At 63.3% G+C, this 23,041-nt stretch carries 21 protein-coding genes and 1 pseudogene; 15 read left to right on the top strand and 7 right to left on the bottom strand.

Annotation, left to right across the window (positions count from 1 at the left end; genetic code table 11):
* Positions 1-139 precede the first annotated feature (139 nt).
* Positions 140-1,063, bottom strand: a complete 924-nt coding sequence (locus PKE98_RS01530; RefSeq protein WP_271193451.1) for an FCD domain-containing protein — start codon at positions 1,061-1,063, stop codon at positions 140-142.
* 221 nt (positions 1,064-1,284) lie between these two features.
* On the opposite strand from PKE98_RS01530, the gene PKE98_RS01535 reads away from it, so the two are divergent.
* From PKE98_RS01535 to PKE98_RS01575, 9 genes are all read left to right on the top strand, one after another.
* Positions 1,285-2,340 (top strand): polyamine ABC transporter substrate-binding protein, encoded by a 1,056-nt coding sequence (locus PKE98_RS01535; RefSeq protein ID WP_271193452.1) that lies wholly within the window; start codon positions 1,285-1,287, stop codon positions 2,338-2,340.
* Between the two features lie 115 nt (positions 2,341-2,455).
* Positions 2,456-3,316: an ABC transporter permease gene (locus PKE98_RS01540; protein WP_271193453.1), complete on the top strand. Its 861-nt coding sequence runs from the start codon at positions 2,456-2,458 to the stop codon at positions 3,314-3,316.
* Entirely contained in the window at positions 3,313-4,119 is an 807-nt protein-coding gene (locus PKE98_RS01545; protein ID WP_271193454.1) for an ABC transporter permease, read from the top strand. The genes PKE98_RS01540 and PKE98_RS01545 overlap by 4 nt, the downstream gene beginning before the upstream one ends.
* Positions 4,112-5,209 (top strand): ABC transporter ATP-binding protein, encoded by a 1,098-nt coding sequence (locus PKE98_RS01550; protein WP_271193455.1) that lies wholly within the window; start codon positions 4,112-4,114, stop codon positions 5,207-5,209. Before PKE98_RS01545 ends, PKE98_RS01550 begins: the two co-directional genes overlap by 8 nt.
* Positions 5,210-5,252: 43 nt before the next feature.
* Entirely contained in the window at positions 5,253-6,536 is a 1,284-nt protein-coding gene (locus PKE98_RS01555; RefSeq protein WP_271193456.1) for a nucleotide disphospho-sugar-binding domain-containing protein, read from the top strand.
* Positions 6,529-6,891: a cupin domain-containing protein gene (locus tag PKE98_RS01560; RefSeq protein ID WP_271193457.1), complete on the top strand. Its 363-nt coding sequence runs from the start codon at positions 6,529-6,531 to the stop codon at positions 6,889-6,891. The genes PKE98_RS01555 and PKE98_RS01560 overlap by 8 nt, the downstream gene beginning before the upstream one ends.
* A 117-nt stretch (positions 6,892-7,008) precedes the next feature.
* Entirely contained in the window at positions 7,009-7,353 is a 345-nt protein-coding gene (locus PKE98_RS01565) for a cupin domain-containing protein (protein WP_122449875.1), read from the top strand.
* 5 nt (positions 7,354-7,358) lie between these two features.
* The gene (locus PKE98_RS01570) at positions 7,359-8,357 is read left to right on the top strand and encodes an aminoglycoside phosphotransferase family protein (RefSeq protein ID WP_271193458.1); all 999 of its coding nucleotides are present in this window, start codon (positions 7,359-7,361) and stop codon (positions 8,355-8,357) included.
* Positions 8,358-8,407: 50 nt separating this feature from the next.
* Complete coding sequence (locus PKE98_RS01575; RefSeq protein ID WP_271193459.1) at positions 8,408-9,889, top strand: aldehyde dehydrogenase family protein; 1,482 nt, start codon at positions 8,408-8,410, stop codon at positions 9,887-9,889.
* Positions 9,890-9,958: 69 nt separating this feature from the next.
* On the opposite strand, the gene PKE98_RS01580 is transcribed toward PKE98_RS01575, so the two are convergent.
* The 3 genes from PKE98_RS01580 to cbiE are packed head-to-tail and all read right to left on the bottom strand — an operon-like array spanning position 9,959 to position 12,975.
* On the bottom strand, positions 9,959-10,675 hold the full coding sequence (locus tag PKE98_RS01580; protein ID WP_271193460.1) for a cobalt-precorrin-6A reductase: 717 nt from the start codon (positions 10,673-10,675) through the stop codon (positions 9,959-9,961).
* A complete protein-coding gene (locus tag PKE98_RS01585; protein WP_271193461.1) occupies positions 10,672-11,769 on the bottom strand; it encodes a cobalt-precorrin-5B (C(1))-methyltransferase in 1,098 nt (365 codons plus the stop codon). Before PKE98_RS01585 ends, PKE98_RS01580 begins: the two co-directional genes overlap by 4 nt.
* Positions 11,770-11,772: 3 nt before the next feature.
* Entirely contained in the window at positions 11,773-12,975 is a 1,203-nt protein-coding gene (gene cbiE, locus PKE98_RS01590; protein WP_271193462.1) for a precorrin-6y C5,15-methyltransferase (decarboxylating) subunit CbiE, read from the bottom strand.
* A gap of 112 nt (positions 12,976-13,087) precedes the next feature.
* Between cbiE and cobG the strand changes: the two genes are divergently transcribed.
* The 4 genes from cobG to cobJ all read left to right on the top strand — a co-directional run bounded on the left by cobG (position 13,088) and on the right by cobJ (position 17,568).
* Positions 13,088-14,413, top strand: coding sequence for a precorrin-3B synthase (cobG, locus tag PKE98_RS01595; protein WP_271193463.1), 1,326 nt, complete (start codon positions 13,088-13,090; stop codon positions 14,411-14,413).
* Positions 14,413-15,039 carry a precorrin-8X methylmutase gene (locus tag PKE98_RS01600; protein WP_271193464.1) on the top strand — a complete coding sequence of 209 codons (627 nt, stop codon included), beginning with the start codon at positions 14,413-14,415 and terminating at the stop codon, positions 15,037-15,039. Before cobG ends, PKE98_RS01600 begins: the two co-directional genes overlap by 1 nt.
* Positions 15,036-15,785, top strand: a complete 750-nt coding sequence (locus PKE98_RS01605) for a precorrin-2 C(20)-methyltransferase (RefSeq protein WP_271193465.1) — start codon at positions 15,036-15,038, stop codon at positions 15,783-15,785. Before PKE98_RS01600 ends, PKE98_RS01605 begins: the two co-directional genes overlap by 4 nt.
* A gap of 121 nt (positions 15,786-15,906) precedes the next feature.
* Positions 15,907-17,568, top strand: a complete 1,662-nt coding sequence (gene cobJ, locus PKE98_RS01610) for a precorrin-3B C(17)-methyltransferase (protein WP_373877799.1) — start codon at positions 15,907-15,909, stop codon at positions 17,566-17,568.
* 229 nt (positions 17,569-17,797) lie between these two features.
* On the opposite strand, the gene PKE98_RS01615 is transcribed toward cobJ, so the two are convergent.
* Complete coding sequence (locus tag PKE98_RS01615) at positions 17,798-18,685, bottom strand: LysR family transcriptional regulator (protein WP_271193467.1); 888 nt, start codon at positions 18,683-18,685, stop codon at positions 17,798-17,800.
* A 130-nt stretch (positions 18,686-18,815) separates the two neighbouring features.
* On the opposite strand from PKE98_RS01615, the gene trpB reads away from it, so the two are divergent.
* Complete coding sequence (gene trpB, locus PKE98_RS01620; protein ID WP_271193468.1) at positions 18,816-20,033, top strand: tryptophan synthase subunit beta; 1,218 nt, start codon at positions 18,816-18,818, stop codon at positions 20,031-20,033.
* Positions 20,030-20,839 carry a tryptophan synthase subunit alpha gene (trpA, locus tag PKE98_RS01625; RefSeq protein WP_271193469.1) on the top strand — a complete coding sequence of 270 codons (810 nt, stop codon included), beginning with the start codon at positions 20,030-20,032 and terminating at the stop codon, positions 20,837-20,839. Before trpB ends, trpA begins: the two co-directional genes overlap by 4 nt.
* Positions 20,840-21,011: 172 nt before the next feature.
* Here the strand turns inward: trpA and PKE98_RS26975 are convergent, their stop codons facing one another.
* Both PKE98_RS26975 and PKE98_RS26980 read right to left on the bottom strand, forming a co-directional pair.
* Positions 21,012-21,875, bottom strand: a complete 864-nt coding sequence (locus tag PKE98_RS26975; RefSeq protein ID WP_373877800.1) for a methyl-accepting chemotaxis protein — start codon at positions 21,873-21,875, stop codon at positions 21,012-21,014.
* 39 nt (positions 21,876-21,914) lie between these two features.
* Positions 21,915-22,934: pseudogene (locus PKE98_RS26980) on the bottom strand (methyl-accepting chemotaxis protein); the annotation flags it as partial.
* Positions 22,935-23,041 lie beyond the last annotated feature (107 nt).

Here is a 23,041-nt window from a genome sequence, read left to right on the forward strand (position 1 = left end):
CCAGGTACGAAGATCGCCGAGCTAACGGGGATCCCTTTGCAATTCTGGATTCCGGCCTTCGCCGGAATGACGGTGGAGGATTGGGTTTTGGCTACGCGGTATTTTTTAGCACAAAAAAACCAGCCGTGTAGGAAATTGCTTACCGGCGCAGCGGTCCCACTTGCGGCACGCCCCGGTTAGCCGTCTGCGGCCGCTGCGCCGAAGACAGGCGCAAGTGCAGACGCAACAAGTCGGCGGCGATCTCCAGCTGCCCACGCTCGATATGCTCAATGATGCGCAAATGCTCGCGCAGCGCCTCTTGCAGACGGTGCACGCTCACCATCGGCAACAGGTTCGGCAAACGCCGCAGCGCCTGGTGGTGCAGCAACGCATCGCGAATAAATTGATTGCCACAGCTTTGCGCGATGCACTCGTGAAAGCTGATATCCACCTCGCGAAACTGCTGGATATCGAAGCTGCCGATGCTCTGGCCCAGCAGGGTTTCCATGCCTTCACGCAGCAGCGCCAGGCGCGCCAGGTCCGGCTCGAAGCCTGGGCAGAGAATGGCCTGCGGCTCCATCAGCAGGCGGTAATGCAGGCTGTCTTCCAGCGCCGCCAGGTTATTGAGCAGCGGCCGGAACAACCACGACTGCCCCGGCCCGCGCTCCAGCACCTGGCTTTCACTGAGCTGGGTGATGACCTTCTGCGCCGCCGGCCGGCCGATGCTGTAGCGGCGCATCAACTCGCTGACGCTGATGCTGCTGCCCAGGCGCCCGGCCATACGGTCACGCAATGCAGAGGTGGCCAGCGCCTCTTCTTCGGCCTGCGGCAAAGCCGCGCTCAGCGCCTGGTCTGGCAGCGCCAGCAGGCTGTAGCCCTTACCTGCCTCGTGGCTCAGCAGCCCTTCTTCCTGCAACAGCTTGAGCGCCGCGCGCACCAAGGTGCGCGACACCTGAAAGGTACGGGCCAAGGCTTGCTCGGATAACGCCTGGCCGATCACCAAACCGCTTTCCTGCACATGCTCAAGAATGCGCCGGGCCAGTTCCAGGTGGTTGCCCCGTGGTTTTTTTTCGCTGCTGCTCAAGCCTGTTTTATCCCTGCCTGTGGGGGCGCCAAGCCGCCCCGGTCGTGGTGCTGGGCACCTTATGCCACAGCCCTCGATGGGCAACAAGAACGGCGCACCCTGAACAAAAAACCGTTGACATAGGAATTTTCCGGTCTTAATTTCGGAAAAAAAACATATTAGCTAGATTTTGCAGCACTGCCTTCGAACACCAACAACAACAGTCGTTAGGAGCGCGCAACATGAGCAAGCTGAAAAACCTGCTGTCTTTGGGTTTCGCTGTTTCCCTGGCCGTTTCGGCCCAGGCGGTCAGCGCCAAAGACCTGGTCATCTCCATCTGGGACGGCTACATGGCCCCCGATGCGCTGGACAAATTCAAAGCCGCCAGCGGCCTGGACACCGACAAAGCCCTGCACGCCACCAACGAAGAAATCATGGGCAAGCTGATGGCAGGCGGTGGCGAAGGCTACGACGTGGTGTTCGTCTCCTCCCCCTTCGCTGAAGTGCTGCACAAGCAAGGCCTGCTGGCCGACATTGACCCGGCCAAAGTGCCCAACCTGAAAAACCTCTACCCCGAAGCCAACAAGCTCGAGTACGACGTCGGCAACAAATTCTCCGTGCCCTACACCTGGGGCACCACCGGCATCTGCTACCGCTCGGACAAGATCGCCACCGCGCCCACCAGCTGGAAAGAACTGCTCAACCCCAGCGACGCCCTCAAAGGCAAAGTCACGCTCTTGGCCACCGACCGCTGGATGCTCGGCGCCGGCTTCCTCGCCAATGGCTGGTCGGTCAACGATAGCGACGCCAAGCACCTGGCCACTGTGAGCGCCGAACTGATCGCGGCGAAAAAACGCATCCTGTCCTTCGACGACACCACCTTCTACTCCAAGCTCGCCTCCGGTGAAGCGCTGATGGCCCACGCCTGGGATGGCTGGTGCAATTACGGCACCACCGACAACGCAGCGATCAAATTCGTGGTGCCCAAAGAGGGGTCGGATTTGTGGGTAGACACCATGGTCGTGCTGAAAAGCTCCAAGCATCAGGACGACGCCTACAAATTCATCAACTTTATGTTGGCCAAGGAAAACCACGCCTGGGTCGCGGAAAACATCCTCTACAAAGTGCCTAACCAGGCCGCCATGGCGGGGCTTTCGCCCGAGCTGCTGCAAAAATACCCCAACCTCACCACCACCCCGGCTGAGTTGTTGAAGATGGAGCAGCTGCGTGATGTGGGGGGTTCCACGCAGAAGGCTTACACAAGAGCCGTCACGGAAATCATGGCGTCCGGTAGCTAAGCCAAGCAGTCGAATCCCGTAGGAGCGAGCTTGCTCGCGAAGCTTTTTGGATCAAGCGCTTCGCGAGCAAGCTCGCTCCTGCAGGGCATCCGTATTCTCAACCAGAGTCGTTCCAATGAGTTCATTGCACGCTGACAGGAAACTGTCGGCCTGGCTTCTTACGCCCGGGCTTGGCTGGCTGGCACTGTTTCTGGTGCTGCCGTGCCTTCTGGTGTTGGTCTACAGCTTTGTCGAGCGCGGTGCCTATGGCGGCATCGAGTGGACCTTTACCTTGGAAAACTACCAGCGCGCCTTCGACCCGCTGTACCTGGGCATTCTGCTCAAGTCGGCCAAAATCGCCGCGCTGGCCACCCTGTTTGCCGTGCTGATCGGCTACCCGGCGGCCTACGCCATTGCCCGTGCGCCACGCCACCGCCAGCCGGTTTATCTGTTTTTGGTGATGCTGCCGTTCTGGAGCAACTACCTGATCCGCACCTATGCCTGGATCGTGCTGCTCAACCGCGAAGGCCTGCTCAACAAGCTGGCGGCAACGCTGGGCTACAGCGGCGACCCCATCAGCCTGCTCTACACCGAAAGCTCGGTGGTATTGGGCCTGGTGTACAACTACATCCCCTTTGTGATTCTGGCCATTTACTCCTCGCTCTCGCGCATCAACGGCGAGCTGTGGGAAGCCTCCCGTGACCTCGGCGCCAGCGGCTGGATGACGTTTCGCCGGGTGATTCTGCCGCTCAGCGTGCCCGGCATCGCCGCCGGTTCAGTGTTCGTTTTCGTGCTCAGCATCGGCAACTTCATCACCGCCGATCTGCTCGGCGGCAAGCAGGTGCAGATGGTTGGCAACCTGATCTACGCGCAGTTCCTCACTGCCCGCGACTGGCCATTCGGCTCGGCGCTGAGCTTTATCCTGATCGCCATCATGTTGCTGCTGCTGTTCGTGCAGGCGCTGCTGGCCCGTCGCGCCGCGGAGGGTAAAGCATGAGCCAGCCCAGCCTGCGCAGTTCCGCCGCCCTCGGTGCTCACCTGTGGTTGGTGTATGCATTCCTCTATGTGCCAATCCTGGTGCTGATCCTGCTGTCCTTTAACAAGTCCGGGCTTCCCACTTCCTGGAGCGGTTTTTCGTTCAAGTGGTACGCCGCCCTAGCCAACAACAAAGCGGTGCTCTCGGCCGCGCTTAACACCCTGATCGTGGCCTTGAGTTCGACCTTTATCGCCTGCGTACTCGGCACTCTTCTCGCGCTGGGCGTGGAGCTGCGCCGCAAGGGTGAAAACAAAGGCCACGTCGCCGACACCCTGCTGATGGCGCCGATGATCATCCCCGACATCGTGCTGGCGATTGCGCTGCTGAGCTTCTTCAACCTGGTGAAGATGGGCCTGGGCCTGCACTCCATCGTGATCAGCCATGCGGTGTTCAACATTGCCTTTGTCTGCGCGGTGGTGCGCACGCGCCTCAAGCACTTTGATTACTCGATTCTCGAAGCCTCGATAGACCTGGGCGCCAGTTGGTTCACCACCCTGCGGCGGGTGCTGCTGCCGGCGATTTTCCCAGGCGTTCTGGCCGGCGGCTTGCTGGCGTTCACCCTCTCGGTGGACGAATTCATCATCGCCTTTTTCAACTCGGGTTCAGGCCAGGCCTCGACCACATTGCCAATGCAGATCTACGCCATGATCCGCTTCGGCGTCACCCCGGAAATCAATGCCCTGGCGACGCTGGTGATGCTGGTCAGCATCACGGCGCTGCTGGCGTCGCAGCGTTTGAACAAGGCCCCGACCCATCATGAGTGAAGTAAAAAACGTGCTGGTCCTGGACAAGGTCAGCAAGAGCTACGGCGAGAACCTGCTGGCCGTCGACAACGTCTCCCTGAGCATCCGCGAAAACGAATTCTTTGCCCTGCTCGGCCCCTCCGGCTGCGGCAAAACCACCCTGCTGCGCATGCTCGCCGGCTTTGAAACGCCGAGCGGCGGCTGCATCTACCTGGATGGCACCGATATCTCGCCGCTGCCGGCCAACAAACGCCCGCTGAACCTGATGTTCCAGAGCTATGCGCTGTTCCCGAACATGACGGTGCGCAAAAACATCGCGTACGGCCTGGAAATGGAAAAGCTGCCGGCTGCCGAAATCCGCCAGCGTGTAGACGAGGTTCTGGCCACCGCGCAATTGGGCGAACTGGCCGAGCGCAAGCCCGACCAACTCTCCGGCGGTCAACGCCAGCGCGTGGCGCTGGCCCGCGCGCTGGTGAAACGCCCCCGCGTACTGCTGCTGGATGAACCCCTCGGCGCGCTGGATAAAAAGCTGCGCGAGAAAATGCAGCTGGAGCTCAAGCGCCTGCAACACGAGAGCGGCATCACCTTCATCATCGTTACCCACGACCAGGAAGAAGCCCTGGTGATGTCCGACCGCATGGCCGTGCTCGACGGCGGCAAGGTGTGCCAATGCGGCTCGCCTGCCGAGCTATACGAAAACCCCAACAGCCGCTTTGTCGCCAACTTCATTGGCGTGAGCAACATCCTTGAAGGCGTGCGCGAAAGCGACAACAGCGTGATGGTGCGCAACCGCGCCCTGACGGTGGAATCGGCAGTCGGTGAAATACGCGGCCAAGCCGTGGCCCTGGTGATTCGCCCCGAGCGTCTGCAGGTGCTGAGCAGCGCCACCCCGCTGGCCGAGGAACAAGCCTGCGCCAACCGGGTGGACGGCCAGATCGTCGAGGTCGCCTACCACGGCCTGGATACCAACCTGCACGTGCAAACCGCCCTCAGCGACAAGCCGCTGATCGTGCGCGTGCCCTCGTCGCAATTTGAATACGCCCAGTTTGAACAGGGCGCCAGCATCCGCCTCGGCTGGCAAGCGCGGCATGCCCGCGTATTGACCCGCTAAGCACACCAACAATCACAAATCAGGATCAGGCAGGAGCAGTGCAATGAAGCAAAAAGTCATCGCCTTTTTCCCGGAAGCCGCTTACGGCCCGGCCTTGAACTCAGTGGGCATCGCCCAGGCCTGTGAAGCCCTCGGCCACAAGGCGGTTTTTCTCACCGACCCCGGCATGAGCGGCGTGTATTCGGGCTACGGCTTCGAAGAGCATATGGTGAATATGTCGGCGCCCATGCCGCCGGAAGAAATGGCCAAGTACTGGGTCGATTTCATCAACGGCCATATCCCCAACTTTCGCAAAAGTCCGCTTGAGCAAATCCCCAACTACGTGAAGGAATGCTGGGCAGCCATCGTCGAAACCGCCAAGTGGGCCGAGAAGGATTTGCCCAGCGTGCTGGCCAAGGTGCAGCCGGACCTGATCTGCGTCGACAACGTGATTCTGTTCCCGGCCATCAAGCAATACGGCAAGCCGTGGGTGCGGATTATTTCCTGCTCGGAAAACGAAATCGAAGACCCGGATATCCCGCCGCACCTGTCGGGCATGAGCGTGCATGACAAGGCAGGCCACGCCGAATTCCGCCGCCGTTTTGATGAAGAGGTCGGCCCCATTCACGCCGACTTCAACGAGTTCCTCGTCGCCCATGGCGAGCAGCCCTATCCGCTGGGCACCTTCTTTGAAGCCTCGCCTTTCATGAACCTGCTGCTGTACCCGGACCCGGTGAAATTCGAGCGTCGCCACGCCCTGCCGCCCGAACAGTTCCACTACCTGCAAGGCTGCGTGCGCGCCGACAAGCCATATGACATTCCCCAATTCAAAGCCAACAACGACAAACCGCTGCTGTACGTGAGTTTCGGCAGCCTGGGCTCCGGCGACGTGGACCTGCTCAAGCGCCTGATCAGCGCCATCGGCCAACTGCCGTACCGTGCGCTGTTCAACGTCGGCGAGCATCTGGAGAAGTACACCGAGCTGCCGGACAACGTGCTGGTCTCCAACTGGTACCCGCAGCCGTCGGTGATCGAAAAGGTCGACGCGGTGATCCACCACGGCGGCAACAACAGTTTTACCGAGTGCCTGTTCTTCGGTAAGCCGGCGATTGTCATGTCATACGTCTGGGACGGCCACGACAACGCCATGCGCGCCGAAGAAAGCGGCCACGGCTTCAAGCTTGATCGCTACGAATGGAACGAGGCCGACCTGGCCGCCAAGCTCGAGGCCTGCCTCACCGACACCGCCATGCAGGCGCGCCTGAAAGAAACCAGCGCCTACATGCAATCACGCAAAGGCCCGCAAGACGCGGCCAAGATTCTGGATGGACTGCTTAACCATGACTAACCCAACCCCGAGCACCGCCCCGGCGCTGTACGACGTCAGCACCCGTACCGACCTGGTGGACTGGGGCGTGCAAAGCGACGCCGTCGAGGGCGTCTCCCACTCCAGCGGCCGCCTGCTGTTCAAAGGCCCCAACAACAGCCCGGAAACCGGCTTGTGGGTATGCACGCCGGGGCGCTGGCGCCTGTCGATTCCCCGTGACGAGCTGTGCCACTTCGTCAGCGGCCGCGCCACCTACGTGGAGGACAACGGCGAGGTGATCGAAGTGAAGCCCAACACCCTGGTGCTGTTCCCCGCCGGCTGGACTGGCGAATGCCACGTGCAGGAAACCATCCGCAACCTTTACATGTTGGCGTAGTTCAGTGCGTAGGGTGTGCTCCGCGCACCGGGCGATTTTCCCGTAATCGCAACGGTGCGCATAGCACACCCTACGCACCTGGGCCCGCCACAAAATCTCCACAAGGATCAGAAACCCATGACCACCCCACACCTCTACAACCCGCTCGAAATCACCGACCTCAAAGACTGGGGCACCATCCCCACCATGCTCGAAGGCGAATCCAAAGTCTCCGGTGTGGTGCTGCACAAAGGCCCCGAAGGCCAATCCGAATGTGGCATCTGGGTGTGCACGCCGGGCAAGTGGTTCTGCCATGTCACCAGCGACGAGTTCTGCCATTTCCTCGAAGGCAGCAGCACCTATGTGCATGAAAACGGCGAAGTCATCGAGATCAAACCGGACACCGCAGCGTTCTTCCCCAAAGACTGGAAAGGCACTTGCACCGTCCACGAAACCATCAAAAAGGTCTACATGATCCGGTGACCACCATGGCCGAACAGTACGCCCGCCCCGAGCAACGCCGCGCCTTTCTGGCCGGCGCCGGGTACGCCGATTGCCGCCTCGAAGCCCTGCCTATGGATGCCTCGCGGCGCTGCTATTTTCGCTTGCCGCAGGCGGGTTTGCTGTTGATGGATTCGCCCCCTGCGTATGAACCCATCGTGCCGTTTCTGACCTTGGCCCTGCACCTGCGCGAGCTGGGGTTGTCGGCGCCCCATGTGCTGGCCAGCGACCGCACGGCAGGCCTGGCGCTGATCGAAGATTTCGGCCAGGCCACCTACACCCGGCTGCTCGCCATGGGTTATGCCGAACAACCGCTGTACGAGTTGGCGGTGGATGCCCTGGTGCATTTGCACAAGGCGCCCCGTGCGCTGGCCGTGCAGGTGCCGGCCTACGACCTCGAACCATTGCTGGCCGAGGCCGTGCTGTTTATCGACTGGTACGCGCCGCTGCTGGTGGATAAGTCCACCGCCGAAACGCTACGCACGCCTTATCTGGCACTTTGTGCACAACTGGCCGAAGCCGCCGCCAGCCGCCGCGAAGCCTTGGTGCTGCGCGATTTCCATGTGGACAACCTGATGCGCCTGGACGGCCAGGACGGCGTGCGGGCCTGTGGATTACTGGACTTTCAGGACGCCCTGATCGGCTCCCACGCTTACGACCTGATGTCCCTGCTCGAAGACGCCCGACGGGATGTACCCGACAGCCTTCGCGACCACCTGCTGACCCGCTACCTGGCGCAACGGCCGGACATCAACGCCGAGCAATTCAGCGCCGACTATGCCGTGCTTGCCGCCCTGCGCCACGCCAAGATTGCCGGCATTTTTGTGCGCCTGGCCCAGCGTGACGGCAAACAGCACTACCTGGCCCATCTGCCGCGCGTAATCGGCCAGCTCGACCGCGCGTTGCACACCCCCACGCTACTACCGCTACGCGCATTTCTCGACCGTCATCTGCCCGGCTGGGCACAACCGCTGCCCGCCCAATGACCCTGTTTCCGGGCTGTGGATAAACCCCGCAGCCCACGCCTGGAGCCGCTATGAAGCATTTTATCAACCCCGACTTCATTACCCCGCAGAGCGACCGCCTGCGCGCCATCATCAACCCTGCCACGCTGGAGGAAGTGGGCAGCATCGTGCTGGGTGACGAGGCCGATGTGAACGCCGCCGTGTCCGCTGCCAATGCCGCGCAAAAAGAATGGCGCAAGGTGGATGCGAAAAGCCGCGCTGCCATCCTCCATCAACTGGCCAATGCGCTGGACGGCGTCAACCCGGTAAACCGCGAAGCCGGCCGCTTGATGACCCTGGAAATGGGCAAGCCCTTTCCCGAAGCCATGGGCGAGCTGGCCAACTGCGCGCCGATTTTCCGCTACTACGCCGAGATGGCCCGCGACGATGCCGGCAAGGTGGCCGGCACCACGCAACTGGGCTCGTTCCAGCATGTACGCTATGACGCCATGGGGGTGAGCGTGCACATCATGCCGTTCAACTTCCCGATTCTGCTGATGTGCTGGACCGTGGCCGCCTCGCTTGCCGCCGGCAACGCCTGCATTATCAAACCGGCCGAAGCCACCACCCTGTGCACCCTGAAATTCATGGAACACTTCCGCCTGCTGCCCGCCGGTTTGGTGAGCTGCGTACCGGGCGATGCGAAAACCGCGCAGTTGCTGATCCAGTCCGAAGGCACCCACGCGGTGGCCTTTACCGGCAGCGTGGCCGCCGGCAAAGCGGTGGCCATGGCCTGCGCCGAGCGGATGAAACCCTGCGTGATCGAAGCCGGCGGCAGCGATGCGCTGATCGTCTCCAAGCACGCGCCGCTGGACGTGGCCGTGGCGGGTTCGGTCACCGCCGCGTTCCACCTCACCGGGCAGATCTGCACCTCGGCCGAACGCTTTTTTGTGGTGGATGACATTCACGATGTGTTCGTCCAACGCTTTGCCGCAATGACGCAAAAGCTGCGCATCGGCCACGGCCTGGAACACAGTGAAATTGGCCCGTTGGTGAGTGAGGCGGCGCGCGACAAAGTCATGCGTCTGGTGGCCGATGCCGTGGCCAAAGGGGCCACCGTGGTCTGCGGCGGGCGCATTCCGCCGAACCAGCCGGTGGGCTGGTACTACGAGCCAACAATCCTCACCGGCGTTACCCAGGCCATGGATATCCTCCACGAAGAATGCTTCGGCCCGGTGGCCGCCATCTGCAAGGTGGCGGACTTCGACGAAGCCGTGCGCCTGGCCAACGACTCACACTTCGGCCTCGGCGCCTCGCTGTTCTCCACGGATCTGGCTGAAGCCATGGAAGCCGCCGACCGTTTGGAAGCCGGCATGGTGTGGGTCAACAACCCGCTGATCGACAACGACGCCCTGCCCTTTGGCGGCTGGAAAATGTCCGGCATGGGCCGCGAACTGGGCCGCCAGGGCCTGGACGCCTTCCGCCGCTCGAAGATGGTGATCATCGACCACCAGCCGCAGATTCACGAATGGTGGTATCCGTACAAGGATGAGGTGTTTTACAGCGAGCACTGATGCGTTTGTAGGGTGTGCTCCGCGCACCGGGCGATTCTCCCGATGTCGCCACCGTGCGCACAGCACACCCTACAAAAGCGCGTTCAACAGCGCCACGCCGTCGGTGAACTCGCGCTCCACTGCCGGCAATGTTGGCCGTCGCAGCACCAGCACCGGCACGCCCAACTCGCGCGCCACTTGGAGCTTATGTTCCGTCGCCTCACTACCGCTGTTCTTGCTGATCAGCACATCGCAGCGCAACCGGGCAAACAGCGCGCGCTCGCTTTCCAACGTAAACGGCCCACGGGCACCAATGATCTCGGCGCGCGGCGTGGCCGCCTGGCTTTGCAGGCAGCGCACGGTCCAGTGTTGGTGTTCGGGAATTTCGTCGAGGTGTTCCAGCGGCTCACGGCCCAGGGTAAACAGCGGGCGCCGGAAGGGTTTGAGGCTGTGGATAAGGTCGTTCCAATCGGCCACTTCACGCCAGTCATCACCCGCCTGAGCTACCCACCCAGGCCGGCGCAACGCCCAGCAGGGAATGCTGGCGAGTGTGGCAGCGCGCGCGGCGTTGGCGCTGATCTGCGCGGCGTAGGGATGGGTGGCGTCCACCAGCAAGCCGATGCTGTTTTCGGCAATAAATTGCGCCAACCCTTCGGCGCCACCATAGCCGCCGACGCGCACCTGGCAGGGCAAATCCTCCGGTACGCGGCCCAGGCCCGCGAGGCTGTAAATATCGTCTGCCTCCAGGTGCCGAGCCAACGCCAACGCTTCGCTTACGCCGCCGAGCAGCAGCACCTTCGGCCTCACTGCCCTGCCCCCGCGTACCCGACAATGCCGCCCTGGCGGTCGATGGCAAACACCTCCACGTCGACCTCGGCCGGCACGATGCTGCGGGCAAATGCCAAGGCATGGGCGCACACCGCATTGCCCAGTGCGATGCCCGAGGCAGCGGCCAGCGCCAGGGCCTGCTGGCTGGTGTTGCTGGCGACAATTGCCTGTTGCAGTTCGGCGCTGGCGCCGATGGCGGCAGCCCATGCGGCCAGTTGCGGCAGGTCGATGCTGGAGTGGCGGCTGTGCAAATCCATATGGCCGGCGGCCAGTTTGCTGATCTTGCCGAAGCCGCCGCACAGGCTCAATTTCGCCACCGGTGCCACACGCAAATGCTTGAGCACGGCGCCGACAAAATCGCCCATTTCCACCAGTGCGGTGTCGTCCAGTTGGTAGTGGCGGCGCATGCAGTCTTCGCTGGCATTGCCGGTGCACGCAGCCAGATGGGTAAAGCCATTGGCGCGGGCGACGTCGATGCCTTGGTGAATGGAGGCGATATACGCCGCGCAGGAAAACGGCCGCACGATGCCGCTGGTGCCGAGAATGGACAGCCCGCCCAAAATGCCCAGGCGCGGGTTCATGGTTTTCAGTGCCAGCGCTTCGCCGTTTTCCACGCAGGCGGTCACTTCAAAACCGCCGGCATAGCCGTGCTCGATGGCCAGGCTAAACAAGTGGCTGGTGATCATCTGCCGTGGCACCGGGTTGATCGCCGGTTCGCCGACCGGCAGGGTCAGGCCCGGCTTGGTAACGGTGCCCACACCCGGCCCGGCAAAAAAAGCCACGCCCGGTTCGGTGCGTAAGCGCACGCGGGCAAACACCAATGCGCCATGGGTGACGTCCGGGTCGTCGCCGGCATCCTTGAGCGTGCCGGCCTCGGCGCCGTCTGCAAACGGCCGGCAAAACTCCAACCGCATCACCACTTCGCGGCCCTTGGGCAACACGATACCCACCGCATCGCTCACCGTACCGCCAAGCAACAGCCGCGCCGCCGCGAGGCTGGTTGCGGTGATGCAACTGCCGGTGGTGTAGCCGCTGCGTAGCGGTGCGGGTTGCTCGGGGGTTTCGTCGCGCATGGGTCAGGGTTTTACCGCGTGCAACAGGGTGATGGGCAGCGCCGTGCGCCAGGTGTCGAACTCGCCTAACGGTAGCGCCTGGGCGACGCTGATGCGCGTGAGTTCGCCGCCATGGGTCTCGCGCCAGTTCACCAAGGCGGCTTCGCTTTGCAGCGTGACCGCATTGGCCACCAGCCGGCCACCGGGGCGCAGATTGGCCCAGCAGTGCTCCAGCACACCGGGGATGGTGACGCCGCCACCGATAAAAATGGCATCAGCTTGCGGCAGGCCATGCAGCGCTGCCGGAGCGCTGCCAGCCACCAATTGCAGAGCGGGCACGCCGAGGGCATCGCGGTTCTGTGCGATCAACCCTTGGCGCTCGCCATTGGCTTCGATGGCAATCGTCCGACAGCTAGGGTGTGCGCGCATCCATTCGATACCGATGGAGCCGCAGCCGGCGCCGACATCCCAAAGCAATTCACCCGGCAACGGCGCCAGGCGCGCGAGGGTAATGGCCCGCACATCACGCTTGGTCAGTTGCCCATCGTGGGCAAAAGCGCTATCGGGCAAGCCCGGCGTCAGCGGCAGTAATCGCGCATCGGCAGCGGCGACGCAGTCGATGGCCAGCACATTCAGTGCGGCCACTTCCGACAAGGCCCAGGCGTTGGCGAGGCCATCGATGGAGCGCTGCAACGGGCCGCCCAAATGCTCCAATACGCGCAAGCGACTACCGGCAAAACCGCGCTCGACCAACAGCTGAGCGATGGCCGCCGGGCTGCTGCCATCGTTACTCAGCACCAGCAAGCGCTGGCCGGGGTGAATATGGTTGTGCAGCGCCGCCAAGGGACGGGCCACCACCGACAGGCAACTGACATCCTGCAACGCCCAGCCCAATTGCGCCGCCGCCAGCGAGAACGAAGACGGCGCCGGGAACACCTGCATCTCCTCGGCCGGCACCTGCCGCGCCAGGCTCGCGCCGACGCCGAACAGCATGGGGTCACCGCTGGCCAATACGCACACCGGCGTGCCACGGGCGGCCAATACCGGGCCCAGGCTAAAGGGGCTGGGCCAGAGCAAACGCTCGGCGCTCAGGCAATGGGGCAGCAGCTCCAACTGGCGCGGGCTGCCGACAATCAGGCGAGCATCCAGCAACGCGCGGCGCGCCGGTTTGCCCAGGCCGCTGTAACCGTCTTCGCCAATTCCCACCACTGTGAGCCACGCCGCCATGGGCACTCCTTGAAACCAGCCGACCAGCAGGCTTTTCCTGGGGTCGGGCAAAGCGGGCATAATAGCGCGTTCGCCGGCACCCACAGCCAGCCACGGCGAACCGGTGACCTTTTTGAACAACACCCAGCCCACGCCTGATGCTCCCCTGCCACGCCATACCGCGTGCCCGGGTTTGCTGCGCATTGTGCAGGCACGCGACGGCGGCATCTGCCGGGTGAAATTGCCAGGTGGGCGCCTGAGCGTGGCGCAGGCGCTGGCCATCAGCGCGGCCGCCGAGCGTCATGCCAGCGGCGTGCTGGAAATCACCAACCGCGCCAACCTGCAGATTCGCGGCGTGCGTGGCGGTGAAGAAGAGGCGCTGATCGACGCGCTGCTGGCCGCTGAATTGGGGCCGAACAATGCCGGCGCCGATGATGTCCGCAACCTGATGCTCAGCCCGGCCGCTGGCGTGGATGCCCAGCAGCGGCTGGACGTACGCCCGCTGGCCGAGCAGTTGCTGATGCTTTTGGAAAGCAACGACACCCTGCACCGGCTCTCGGCCAAATTCGCCCTGCAACTGGACGGCGGCGAAAGCCTGGCGATGCTCGAGCATCACCATGACCTGTGGATAAGTGCGCTGGATAAGCAGCGTTTCGCCTTTGGCCTGGCGAGCGTTCCCACCGAGGCGCTGGCAGCGGTAACTGCCGAGCAGGTGCCGGCGCTGGTAAAGGCTTGCCTGGAGCTGTTTCTGCAGCACGCCAGCCCCAAGCACACACGGATGCGTCATCTGCTTGAGCAGATGCCTATCGACGATTTTCTCGCCACGCTGCAAGCCCGCCTGCCCTTCGCACTTGAGCAAACCGCCGAGGTACTGGCCTGGCGTCGGCCCGCTGCCGAGCCGTGGGCGCATCTGGGTATTCGGGCGCAACGCCAGGCAGGTTGGGTGCATATTGGCGCAGCGCCGGTGCTGGGCAGAATCAGCGCCGCGCAACTGGCCGCTGTGGCTCACCTCGCCCACAGCGCGCTGTATTTCACCCCCTGGCAAAGTCTGTTGCTGCGTGATGTGTCCAGCGCCGAGTCACCGGCTTTGCTGGCAAAACTGAACGCCCTCGGCCTGCTCACCGACAGCGCCCTGCCGCTGGCACGTATCGTCGCCTGCAGCGGCTCTACCGACTGCGGCAAAGGCCTGGCCGCGAGCAAAAGCGATGCCCTGTTGCTGGCTGATTTGCTAGCCGGTAAAGGCACCATCGACCAAGTGCACCTCAGCGCCTGCACCCGCTCCTGCGCCGCCGCCCATGTGGCGCCGCATACGCTGCTGGCAGTGGCCGAAGGGCGCTACGACCTCTATAAACGTGACAGCAGCAGCGCCGGTTTCGGCCGCCTGCTGGCACGCAATCTGACCATTACAGACGCCGCCGACACCCTGACCGCGCAGCCCCGAACCATGGAAGCCCCTTGATGCTTGAGTACATCCGCGATGGCCAGGAAATCTACCGCCACTCGTTTTCCATCATCCGCGCCGAAGCTGATCTGACTGGCATTCCTGCCGACCTGGAAAAACTCGCCGTGCGGGTGATTCATGCCTGCGGCATGGTCGATGTGGTGCAAGACCTGCGCTTTTCTCCCGGTGCCGGCAGCGCCGGGCGCACGGCCCTGGCCAAGGGCGCGCCGATTCTGTGCGATGCGCGCATGGTGGCCGAAGGCATTACCCGCGCCCGCTTGCCGGCCAATAACCCGGTGATCTGCACCCTGAACAATGAAGGCGTGGTGGACCTGGCGCGCGAACTGGGCAACACCCGTTCGGCCGTCGCCCTGGAACATTGGCGCGAGCACCTGGAAGGCGCCGTGGTGGTGATCGGCAATGCGCCGACTGCCCTCTTCTACCTGCTGGAAATGATCGATGCCGGCGCACCAAAACCGGCGCTGATCCTGGGCTTTCCGGTCGGGTTTGTCGGCGCGGCCGAATCCAAAGACCTGCTCGCCGCCGACAGCCGTGGCGTGCCGTATGTGATCGTGCGCGGTCGCCGTGGCGGCAGCGCCATGGCGGCGGCCGCCGTCAATGCCCTGGCCACGGAGGTGGAGTGATGAGCGCGAAGGGACGCCTGCTCGGCATTGGCGTCGGCCCCGGTGACCCGGAGCTGATCACTCTCAAAGCCCTGCGTTTGCTGCAAGCCACGCCGGTCATCGGCTACTTCGTGGCCAAGGCCAAGGTTGCCGCCGGCCAGCACGGCAACGCCTTCGGCATCATCGCCGGCCACCTGACCGAAGCGCAGCAACGGCTGCCCATGGTCTACCCGGTGACCACCGAAAAGCTCGCGCCACCGCTGAGCTACGAAGACATCATCAGCGACTTCTACGACACCTGCGCCGAGCAGATTGCCGAACACCTGGAAGCCGGCCGCGACGTGGCCGTGATCTGCGAAGGCGACCCCTTTTTCTACGGCTCGTATATGTACCTGCACGACCGCCTGGCCAGCCGTTACCTCGCCGAAGTGGTGCCGGGGGTGTGCTCGATGCTGGGCGGCGCCTCGGTGCTGGGTATTCCGCTGGTGTACCGCAATCAGAGTCTGGCTGTGCTCAGCGGTGTGTTGCCGGCGGACGAACTCAAGCAACGCCTGGCGGCTACTGATGCGGCCGTGGTGATGAAGCTGGGGCGCAACTTCGACAAGGTGCGTGGCGTGCTCGACGAGTTGGGCTTGGCCGAGCGTGCGCACTATGTGGAACGCGCGACCATGGAGAACCAACGGATTGTGCCGCTGGCGGACGTGGACCCGATGGCGTCGCCGTATTTTTCGTTGATTATCGTGCCTGGCGAGAAATGGCAGGCCTGAAAACGCCGCCAGCACCGCCTTTGTAGGAGCGAGCTTGCTCGCGAAAGCCGTTACGCGGTCTACCTGAAGAACCTCGGTTCCACGGTTCGCGAGCAAGCTCGCTCCTACGGGCCCTCCATAAATATCCGGAGCCCCAATGTCCCCCGCCATCATCATCCTCGGCACCGGCGCCCTCACCACCGCCCGGCGCATCCAGGCGCTCTACCCCAGCGCCCAGGTGTACGGCCTGGCCGAGCGCGTCGCCGCCGACATCAGTTACAGCGACTTCGCCAGCCAATTGCGCGAGCTGTATCAAAGCAACCGCCCGGTCATCGCGCTGTGCGCCGCCGGCATCGTCATCCGCTGCCTGGCGCCACTCCTGCACAGCAAAGGCGCCGAGCCGCCGGTACTGGCCGTGGCCGAAGACGGCAGCGCTGTGGTGCCGCTGCTCGGCGGCCTGGCGGGCGTAAACGTACTGGCGCGGGAAATTGCCGCCGCCCTGGAGGTGGCGCCCGCCATTACCACCAGCGGTGAATTGCGCTTCGACACCTGTGTGCTCAACCCACCCAGCGGCTACGTGCTGGGCGATATCGACCAGGGCAAACGCTTTGTGTCCTCCTTGCTCGGCGGTGAAACCGTGCGCATCGAGGGCGCTGCGCCGTGGCTGGAACAGGCGCGCTTACCGCTGGCCGACGATGCCCACCTGCGCATCCGCATCAGCACCGATGCCAACGGCAGCGCCGATGAATTGCTCATTCATCCGCGCAGCGTGGTGGTGCTCGATCCGCCGGCCGATAGCCAACGGATTCACGCCAGCCTGGCCGCCGCCGGCATCAGCGCCCACGCCCTGGCCTGCCTGCTGTGTCCGCGTGAACGCATGACCGACAACGCCCTGCACGGCACCGCCGACAGCCTCGGCGTGCCGCTGCGCTTCAGCGATGAAGCCGCCCTGCCCTTTGAACATCAGCGTCTGGAAAGTGAAAACCTGCACCTGGCCATCGCGGCGCAGCCGGTGGCTATCCACAGCCTCGGCCAACCCCGTGGCCGGCTCACCGTAGTGGGCCTGGGCCCCGGCGCCAGCGAATTCACCGCTCCAGCGGTAAAGCGTGCGTTGCAGGAAGCCGAAGACGTATTGGGCTACGAAACCTACGTGACCATGGCCGGCCCGTTCCGCCCGGATCAGGTGCTGCACAACAGCGACAACCGCGAAGAACTGGCGCGCTCACGCCATGCCTTCGAGCTCGCTGCCAGTGGCCGGCGCGTGGTGGTGGTGTCGTCTGGCGACCCCGGCGTCTTCGCCATGGCCGCCGCCGTACTCGAAGCCCTGGAAGCCAGCAGCGACCCGCACTGGCATGCCGTTGAACTGCACATCCTGCCCGGCATTTCCGCCTCGCTCGCTACCGCCGCCAAGGCCGGCGCGCCGCTGGGCCACGACTTCTGCATGATCTCGCTCTCGGACAACCTCAAGCCTTGGGACGTGATCGAGCTTCGCCTCAAACACGCCACCCTCGCGGACCTCGCCCTGGCCTTCTACAACCCCATCTCCCGCGCCCGCCCCTGGCAACTGGGACGTGCGCTGGACGTGGTGCGCGAACAACGCAGCCCGCAAACGGTGGTGGTACTGGGCCGCGATATCGGCCGTCCGGCAGAGGCGCTGACCGTCACCACCCTTGGCGAGTTGCGGCCCGAGCAGGTGGATATGCGCACCATGGTGATCATCGGTTCCAGTACCACGCGGCGCTTTGCCAAGGCCGGTAGTGAGGTGGACTGGGTGTATACGCCAAGGTCGTACCCGGGCGCGTAAAACACCCACCGTCTGGTACAGCTCTGTACTCACCCCACCGTCATCCCAGCGCAGGCTGGGATCCAGAATGGCCAGCCGAATATCATCGCGGCGACAATGGGTGGCGTTGCTTTGTCCGCGTTTACGCCAGGAAACATTAGCCGCCTGCGCCATCGCTTGGTGCGCGGAGCACACTCTACAAAAGCCAACGCGCGTCGCTCTTGGGTGTGCTCCGCGCACCAGCCGTTGATCACTGCCCCAACTCCCCCGCCAACCACTGCGCCAACTTCGCCGCCCGCGCCGACGGCGTTCGGGCCGGCACCCACAGCGCCAAGCGCGCGCTGGTTTGCACAAACCCCCAAGGCGCCACCAGCCTTCCGGCCGCCAGTTCATCGGCCACCAGTTGCTGCGGTGCAATGGCCACGCCCAGGCCTGCCACCGCTGCTTCCAGCAGGTAATACAAATGCTCGAACCCCTGTCCCAGCTGCAGCTGCGCGCGGTTCAACCCTTGGCTCTGTGCCCATTGCGGCCAGGCCTGCGGGCGTGAAGTGGTGTGTAGCAGCGGTTCGCTTAAAAGCTGATGAGGGGCGGCTTTATTGAGGGTTGGGAAACCAACGTAGCGCGGACTCAGAACCGGGCCAATGCGCTCCGCGGCAAGCTCGAAAACTTGCATATCCGCCGGCCACGGCGGCTCGGCAAACCACAGCGTGGCGTCGATACCGGCGCGGCGTGGGTCCAGCTCGCCGTCGCTGGCCGACAACTGCAAACGCAGCTCCGGCAACGCGCGGTTAAGCCGGTCCAGGCGCGGAATAAACCAGCGCGCCAGCAGGCTGCCGGGGCAGGCCAGCACGAACGGCGCATCGGCGGTTTGCTGTTTTAGCTCGGCACAGGCGCTGCGCAAACGGTCGAAGGCATCAAAGCTGGCATCTCGCAACCGCCCGCCGGCATCTGTGAGTTTTAGGCCGCGCCCGTCCTTGCTGAACAATGCCACACCCAAATCGTCTTCGAGCACACGAATCTGCCGGCTAACCGCGCCGTGCGTCACACTCAGTTCCTGCGCGGCTTTGCTGATACTTTGCAGCCGCGCGGCGGCTTCAAAGGCACGTAATGCGTTCAGAGGAGGAAGATCGCGAGCCACTTTCTAAAGATCCTGACTGGGAACCTGTGAGTTTTTCTAACAGATTACGGCCATCTTATCGCTTTATTCCCGCGACCGTCGCGCCTACAGTGAACGCCATCGAAATCCAGCTTCCAGCAGGAGCCACCCCATGACCCAGACTTCCTACCGCACCGGCCCCGACGCCACCGGCCTGTTCGGTTCGTTCGGCGGCCAGTACGTTGCCGAAACCCTGATGCCGCTGATCCACGATCTGGCCGCCGAATACGAAAAAGCCAAAGAAGACCCAGCCTTCCTCAAGGAACTGGCCTACTTTCAGCGCGATTACGTGGGCCGTCCGAGCCCGCTGTATTTCGCTGAACGCCTCACCGAGTTCTGCGGCGGCGCCAAGATTTACCTCAAGCGCGAAGAGCTGAACCACACCGGCGCGCACAAGATCAACAACTGCATCGGCCAGATTCTGCTTGCACGGCGCATGGGCAAAAAACGCATCATCGCCGAGACCGGCGCCGGCATGCACGGCGTGGCGACTGCCACGGTAGCCGCCCGCTTTGGCCTGGAATGCGTAATTTTCATGGGCACAACGGACATTGATCGCCAACAGGCCAACGTATTTCGCATGAAGCTCTTGGGCGCCAAGGTGATTCCGGTCACCGCCGGCACCGGCACCTTGAAAGACGCCATGAACGAAGCGCTGCGCGACTGGGTCACCAACGTCGACAGCACCTTCTACATGATCGGCACCGTAGCCGGCCCGCACCCATATCCGGCAATGGTTCGTGATTTCCAGGCCGTGATCGGCAAAGAAACCCGCGAGCAGATGCTGGACCAGGAAGGCCGCCTGCCGGATTCCCTTGTGGCGTGCATCGGCGGTGGTTCCAACGCCATGGGCCTGTTCCACCCGTTCCTCGATGACAAAGACGTGCAGATCATCGGTGTCGAAGCAGCCGGCCACGGCATCGAAAGCGGCAAACACGCCGCCAGCCTGAACGGCGGCGTACCGGGTGTGCTGCACGGCAACCGCACCTTCTTGCTGCAAGACGACGACGGCCAGATCATCGACGCGCACTCCATTTCCGCCGGCCTGGACTACCCCGGCATCGGCCCGGAACACGCCTGGTTGCACGATATCGGTCGCGTTGAATACACCTCTGTCACCGATGACGAAGCCCTGGCCGCGTTCCATAAATGCTGCCGCCTGGAAGGCATCATCCCCGCGCTGGAAAGCGCCCACGCCCTGGCTGAAGTGTTCAAACGCGCACCTGGCCTGCCAAAGGACCACCTGATGGTGATTAACCTGTCCGGCCGTGGCGACAAGGATATGCAAACCGTCATGCACCACTACGACGAACAGGAAGAACACATATGAGCCGCCTGCAAGCCCGTTTCGCCGAACTGAAACAACAGAACCGTGCCGCGCTGGTGACCTTTATCACCGCCGGCGACCCCGGCTATGACACCTCGCTGGAAATTCTCAAAGGCCTGCCGGCTGCCGGCGCCGATGTGATTGAGCTGGGCATGCCCTTTACCGACCCGATGGCCGACGGCCCGGCGATTCAACTCGCCAACATCCGCGCCCTGGCCGCCAAGCAGGATTTGAAGAAAACCTTGCAGATGGTTCGCCAATTCCGCGAAGGCAACAGCGACACGCCGCTGGTGTTGATGGGTTACTTCAACCCGATTCACAAATACGGCGTGCCGGCGTTTATTGCCGATGCGAAAGAGGCGGGCGTCGATGGCCTGATCGTGGTCGACCTGCCGCCAGAACATAACGTTGACCTGGCCGACCCGGCGCAAGCCGCTGGCCTGGACTTTATCCGCCTGACCACCCCGACCACCGACGACAAACGCCTGCCGAAAGTGCTCAACGGCAGCTCGGGCTTTGTGTACTACGTGTCGGTAGCCGGCGTGACCGGTTCGGGTTCGGCCACGCTGGATCACGTGGAACAGGCGGTTGCCCGCCTGCGTCGCCACACCGACCTGCCGATCAGCATCGGTTTTGGTATCCGCACCGCCGAACACGCTGCGACCATCGCGCGCCTGGCCGATGGTGTGGTGGTGGGCTCGGCGCTGATCGACCATATCGCCAATGCCGGCAGCTCGCAGGAGGCCGTCAAAGGCGTGCTGGGCCTGTGCGCCGAACTGGCTGAAGGGGTGCGTGGCGCGCGGAAATAACCGCCGCTTCGCCCAATAAAAAACCGCCATGTCCTTTCGGGCATGGCGGTTTTTTTGTGCACGGATCAAATGGCGTAGGGCGAATATCCGCTTTGCGGATATCCGCCGCATCAATCGCAGCGGCGGATACCGCCATGGGCGGTATCCGCCCTACGCCATGCAAAGAAACCGATTACACGCGGAAGTGGCTCACCAACTCCTGCAACTTGCCGCCCAACCGCGCCAGCTCAACGCTGGAGGCGGCGGTTTCGTCGCTGGCCGCCGCAGTCTGTTCCGACACATCGCGCACGTTGAGAATGCTGCGGCTGATTTCTTCGGCCACGGCGCTTTGCTCTTCGGCCGCTGCGGCAATCTGCTGGTTCATTGCCTGGATGTTGCTCACCGTGGCGGTGATGCTTTCCAGGGCCGTGCCGGCCTTTCGGGTGAGCACGACGCTGCTGTCGGTGAGGCTACGGCTGTTGCTCATCACGGTGGCCACTTGTTGCGAGCCGCTTTGCAGGCCGGCTACCAGCCCGGCAATTTCTTCGGTGGATTGCTGGGTGCGCTGGGCCAGGCTGCGTACTTCGTCGGCCACCACGGCAAAGCCACGGCCGGCTTCACCGGCACGCGCCGCTTCGATGGCGGCGTTCAGCGCCAGCAGGTTGGTCTGGTCGGCCACGGCCTTGATCACGTCCATCACGCTGCCGATCTTGTCGCTTTCCTGTTGCAGCACAAACATGGCGTCGGTGGAGCGCGCCACTTCATCGGCCAGACGTTCGATCTGGGCGATGGCTTCGCCGACCACCTTGTCGCCGTCACGGGCTTCCTGGTCGGCGACGCTGGCGGCGCGCGAGGCGTCTTCGGCGTTGCGGGCGACCTCGGCCACGGTGGCGGACATTTCGTGCATGGCAGTGGCCACCTGATCGGTCTCGATCTTCTGGCTGTTGACGCCGGCGCTGGTTTGTTCGGTAACGGCCGACAGCTCTTCGGCGGCGGCGGCAATCTGGGTGACGCCATCGCGGATGCCGCCAATCAGATCACGCAGGGTTGCGCCCATGCGCTGGATGCCTTGTTGCAGCACGCCGAGTTCGTCGCGACGGGTGATGTGCAGGGTGTGCGTCAGGTCGCCATCGGCAATGCGTTGCACCACGGCCAGGGTTTGCGCCAACGGGCGGGTGATCTGGCGGGTAATCAACACGGCGGCAAGCACGCCGAAGAGCAGGGCGAGCAGGGTGGCGCCCAGTTGCATCTGCCGGGCTTCGGCGCTTTCGATATCGCGGCGGGTGATCTGGATTTTTTTCAGTTCGTCGTTGAGGCTGACGATGGCGGCGCCCTGGTCGGTCATCTCTTTACGAGCCTGCACAATGGCATCGGTCGCCACTTTGAAGCGGCCGAGCGCAGCTCTGTAGCTTTCCAAGTGGCCTTCGAGCTGCGTTAGCTCGCTGCTGTGGCTGGCACCGAATGGGCCTTTCAGGCTTTCCAGGCCGGCGACGGCAGCATCGAGTTGCTTGATGGCTCTCTGCTCGGTGTCGGCACTTGGGCTAGCGGTGTAGCCGCGCACTTCATAGCGGGCGAGCACTAGCTGCTCGCGGGTGCGGGTAATGGTCTGGAAGGTGTCCAGGCGGCTCGGGTCTTCGCTGGCACGTTGCAGGGCGTCGGCATTGAGGATGTCGAGCAGCTGCAACGCGGCTTCGGCATTCGTGCCCATGTCGGTGCGTGCACTGTTGTTGGCCTTGTAGGCGGTGCGCATGGCGTTCAGCGATTTCTGGTAGGCCTCGATTTGCGCCGTTTGCTCATTGAGCAGCTTGAGGTTCTCGGGGCTTTTGAAGGTTTCCAGCAGGCTCTTCTGCTGCGCGGCAAAACCTTCGAGGGTCACCTGCACGTTTTGCGCAATGGTCTCGTCGCCATTGGCGAGCATGTATTGCAGGCGGCTGATGCGCAGCTTGGTCAGGGCCGCGTCGAGCTGAGAAATATCGCCCATCCAGATGCTGCGGTTAATCAGGCTGCCCAGACTGGTCCAGCCGGTGACGGCAAGGATGACAGTGAGCACGAGCACCAGGCCGAAGCCCAGCCCGAGTTTGCGATTGACGCTGATATTGCCGAACCATTCGTTCATAAACACTCCAGTGTTGGCGCCTTGTCTAGCTACGGCGCAAGGGTATGGCTAACGGGTTTGTGGGTAGGAAACCTGGAGGTTTTGTTGTTTTTGAACCAGTTCTCGCG

The organism is Pseudomonas turukhanskensis (genome assembly GCF_027922365.1).
GTDB classification, from domain to species: Bacteria; Pseudomonadota; Gammaproteobacteria; order Pseudomonadales; family Pseudomonadaceae; genus Aquipseudomonas; species Aquipseudomonas turukhanskensis.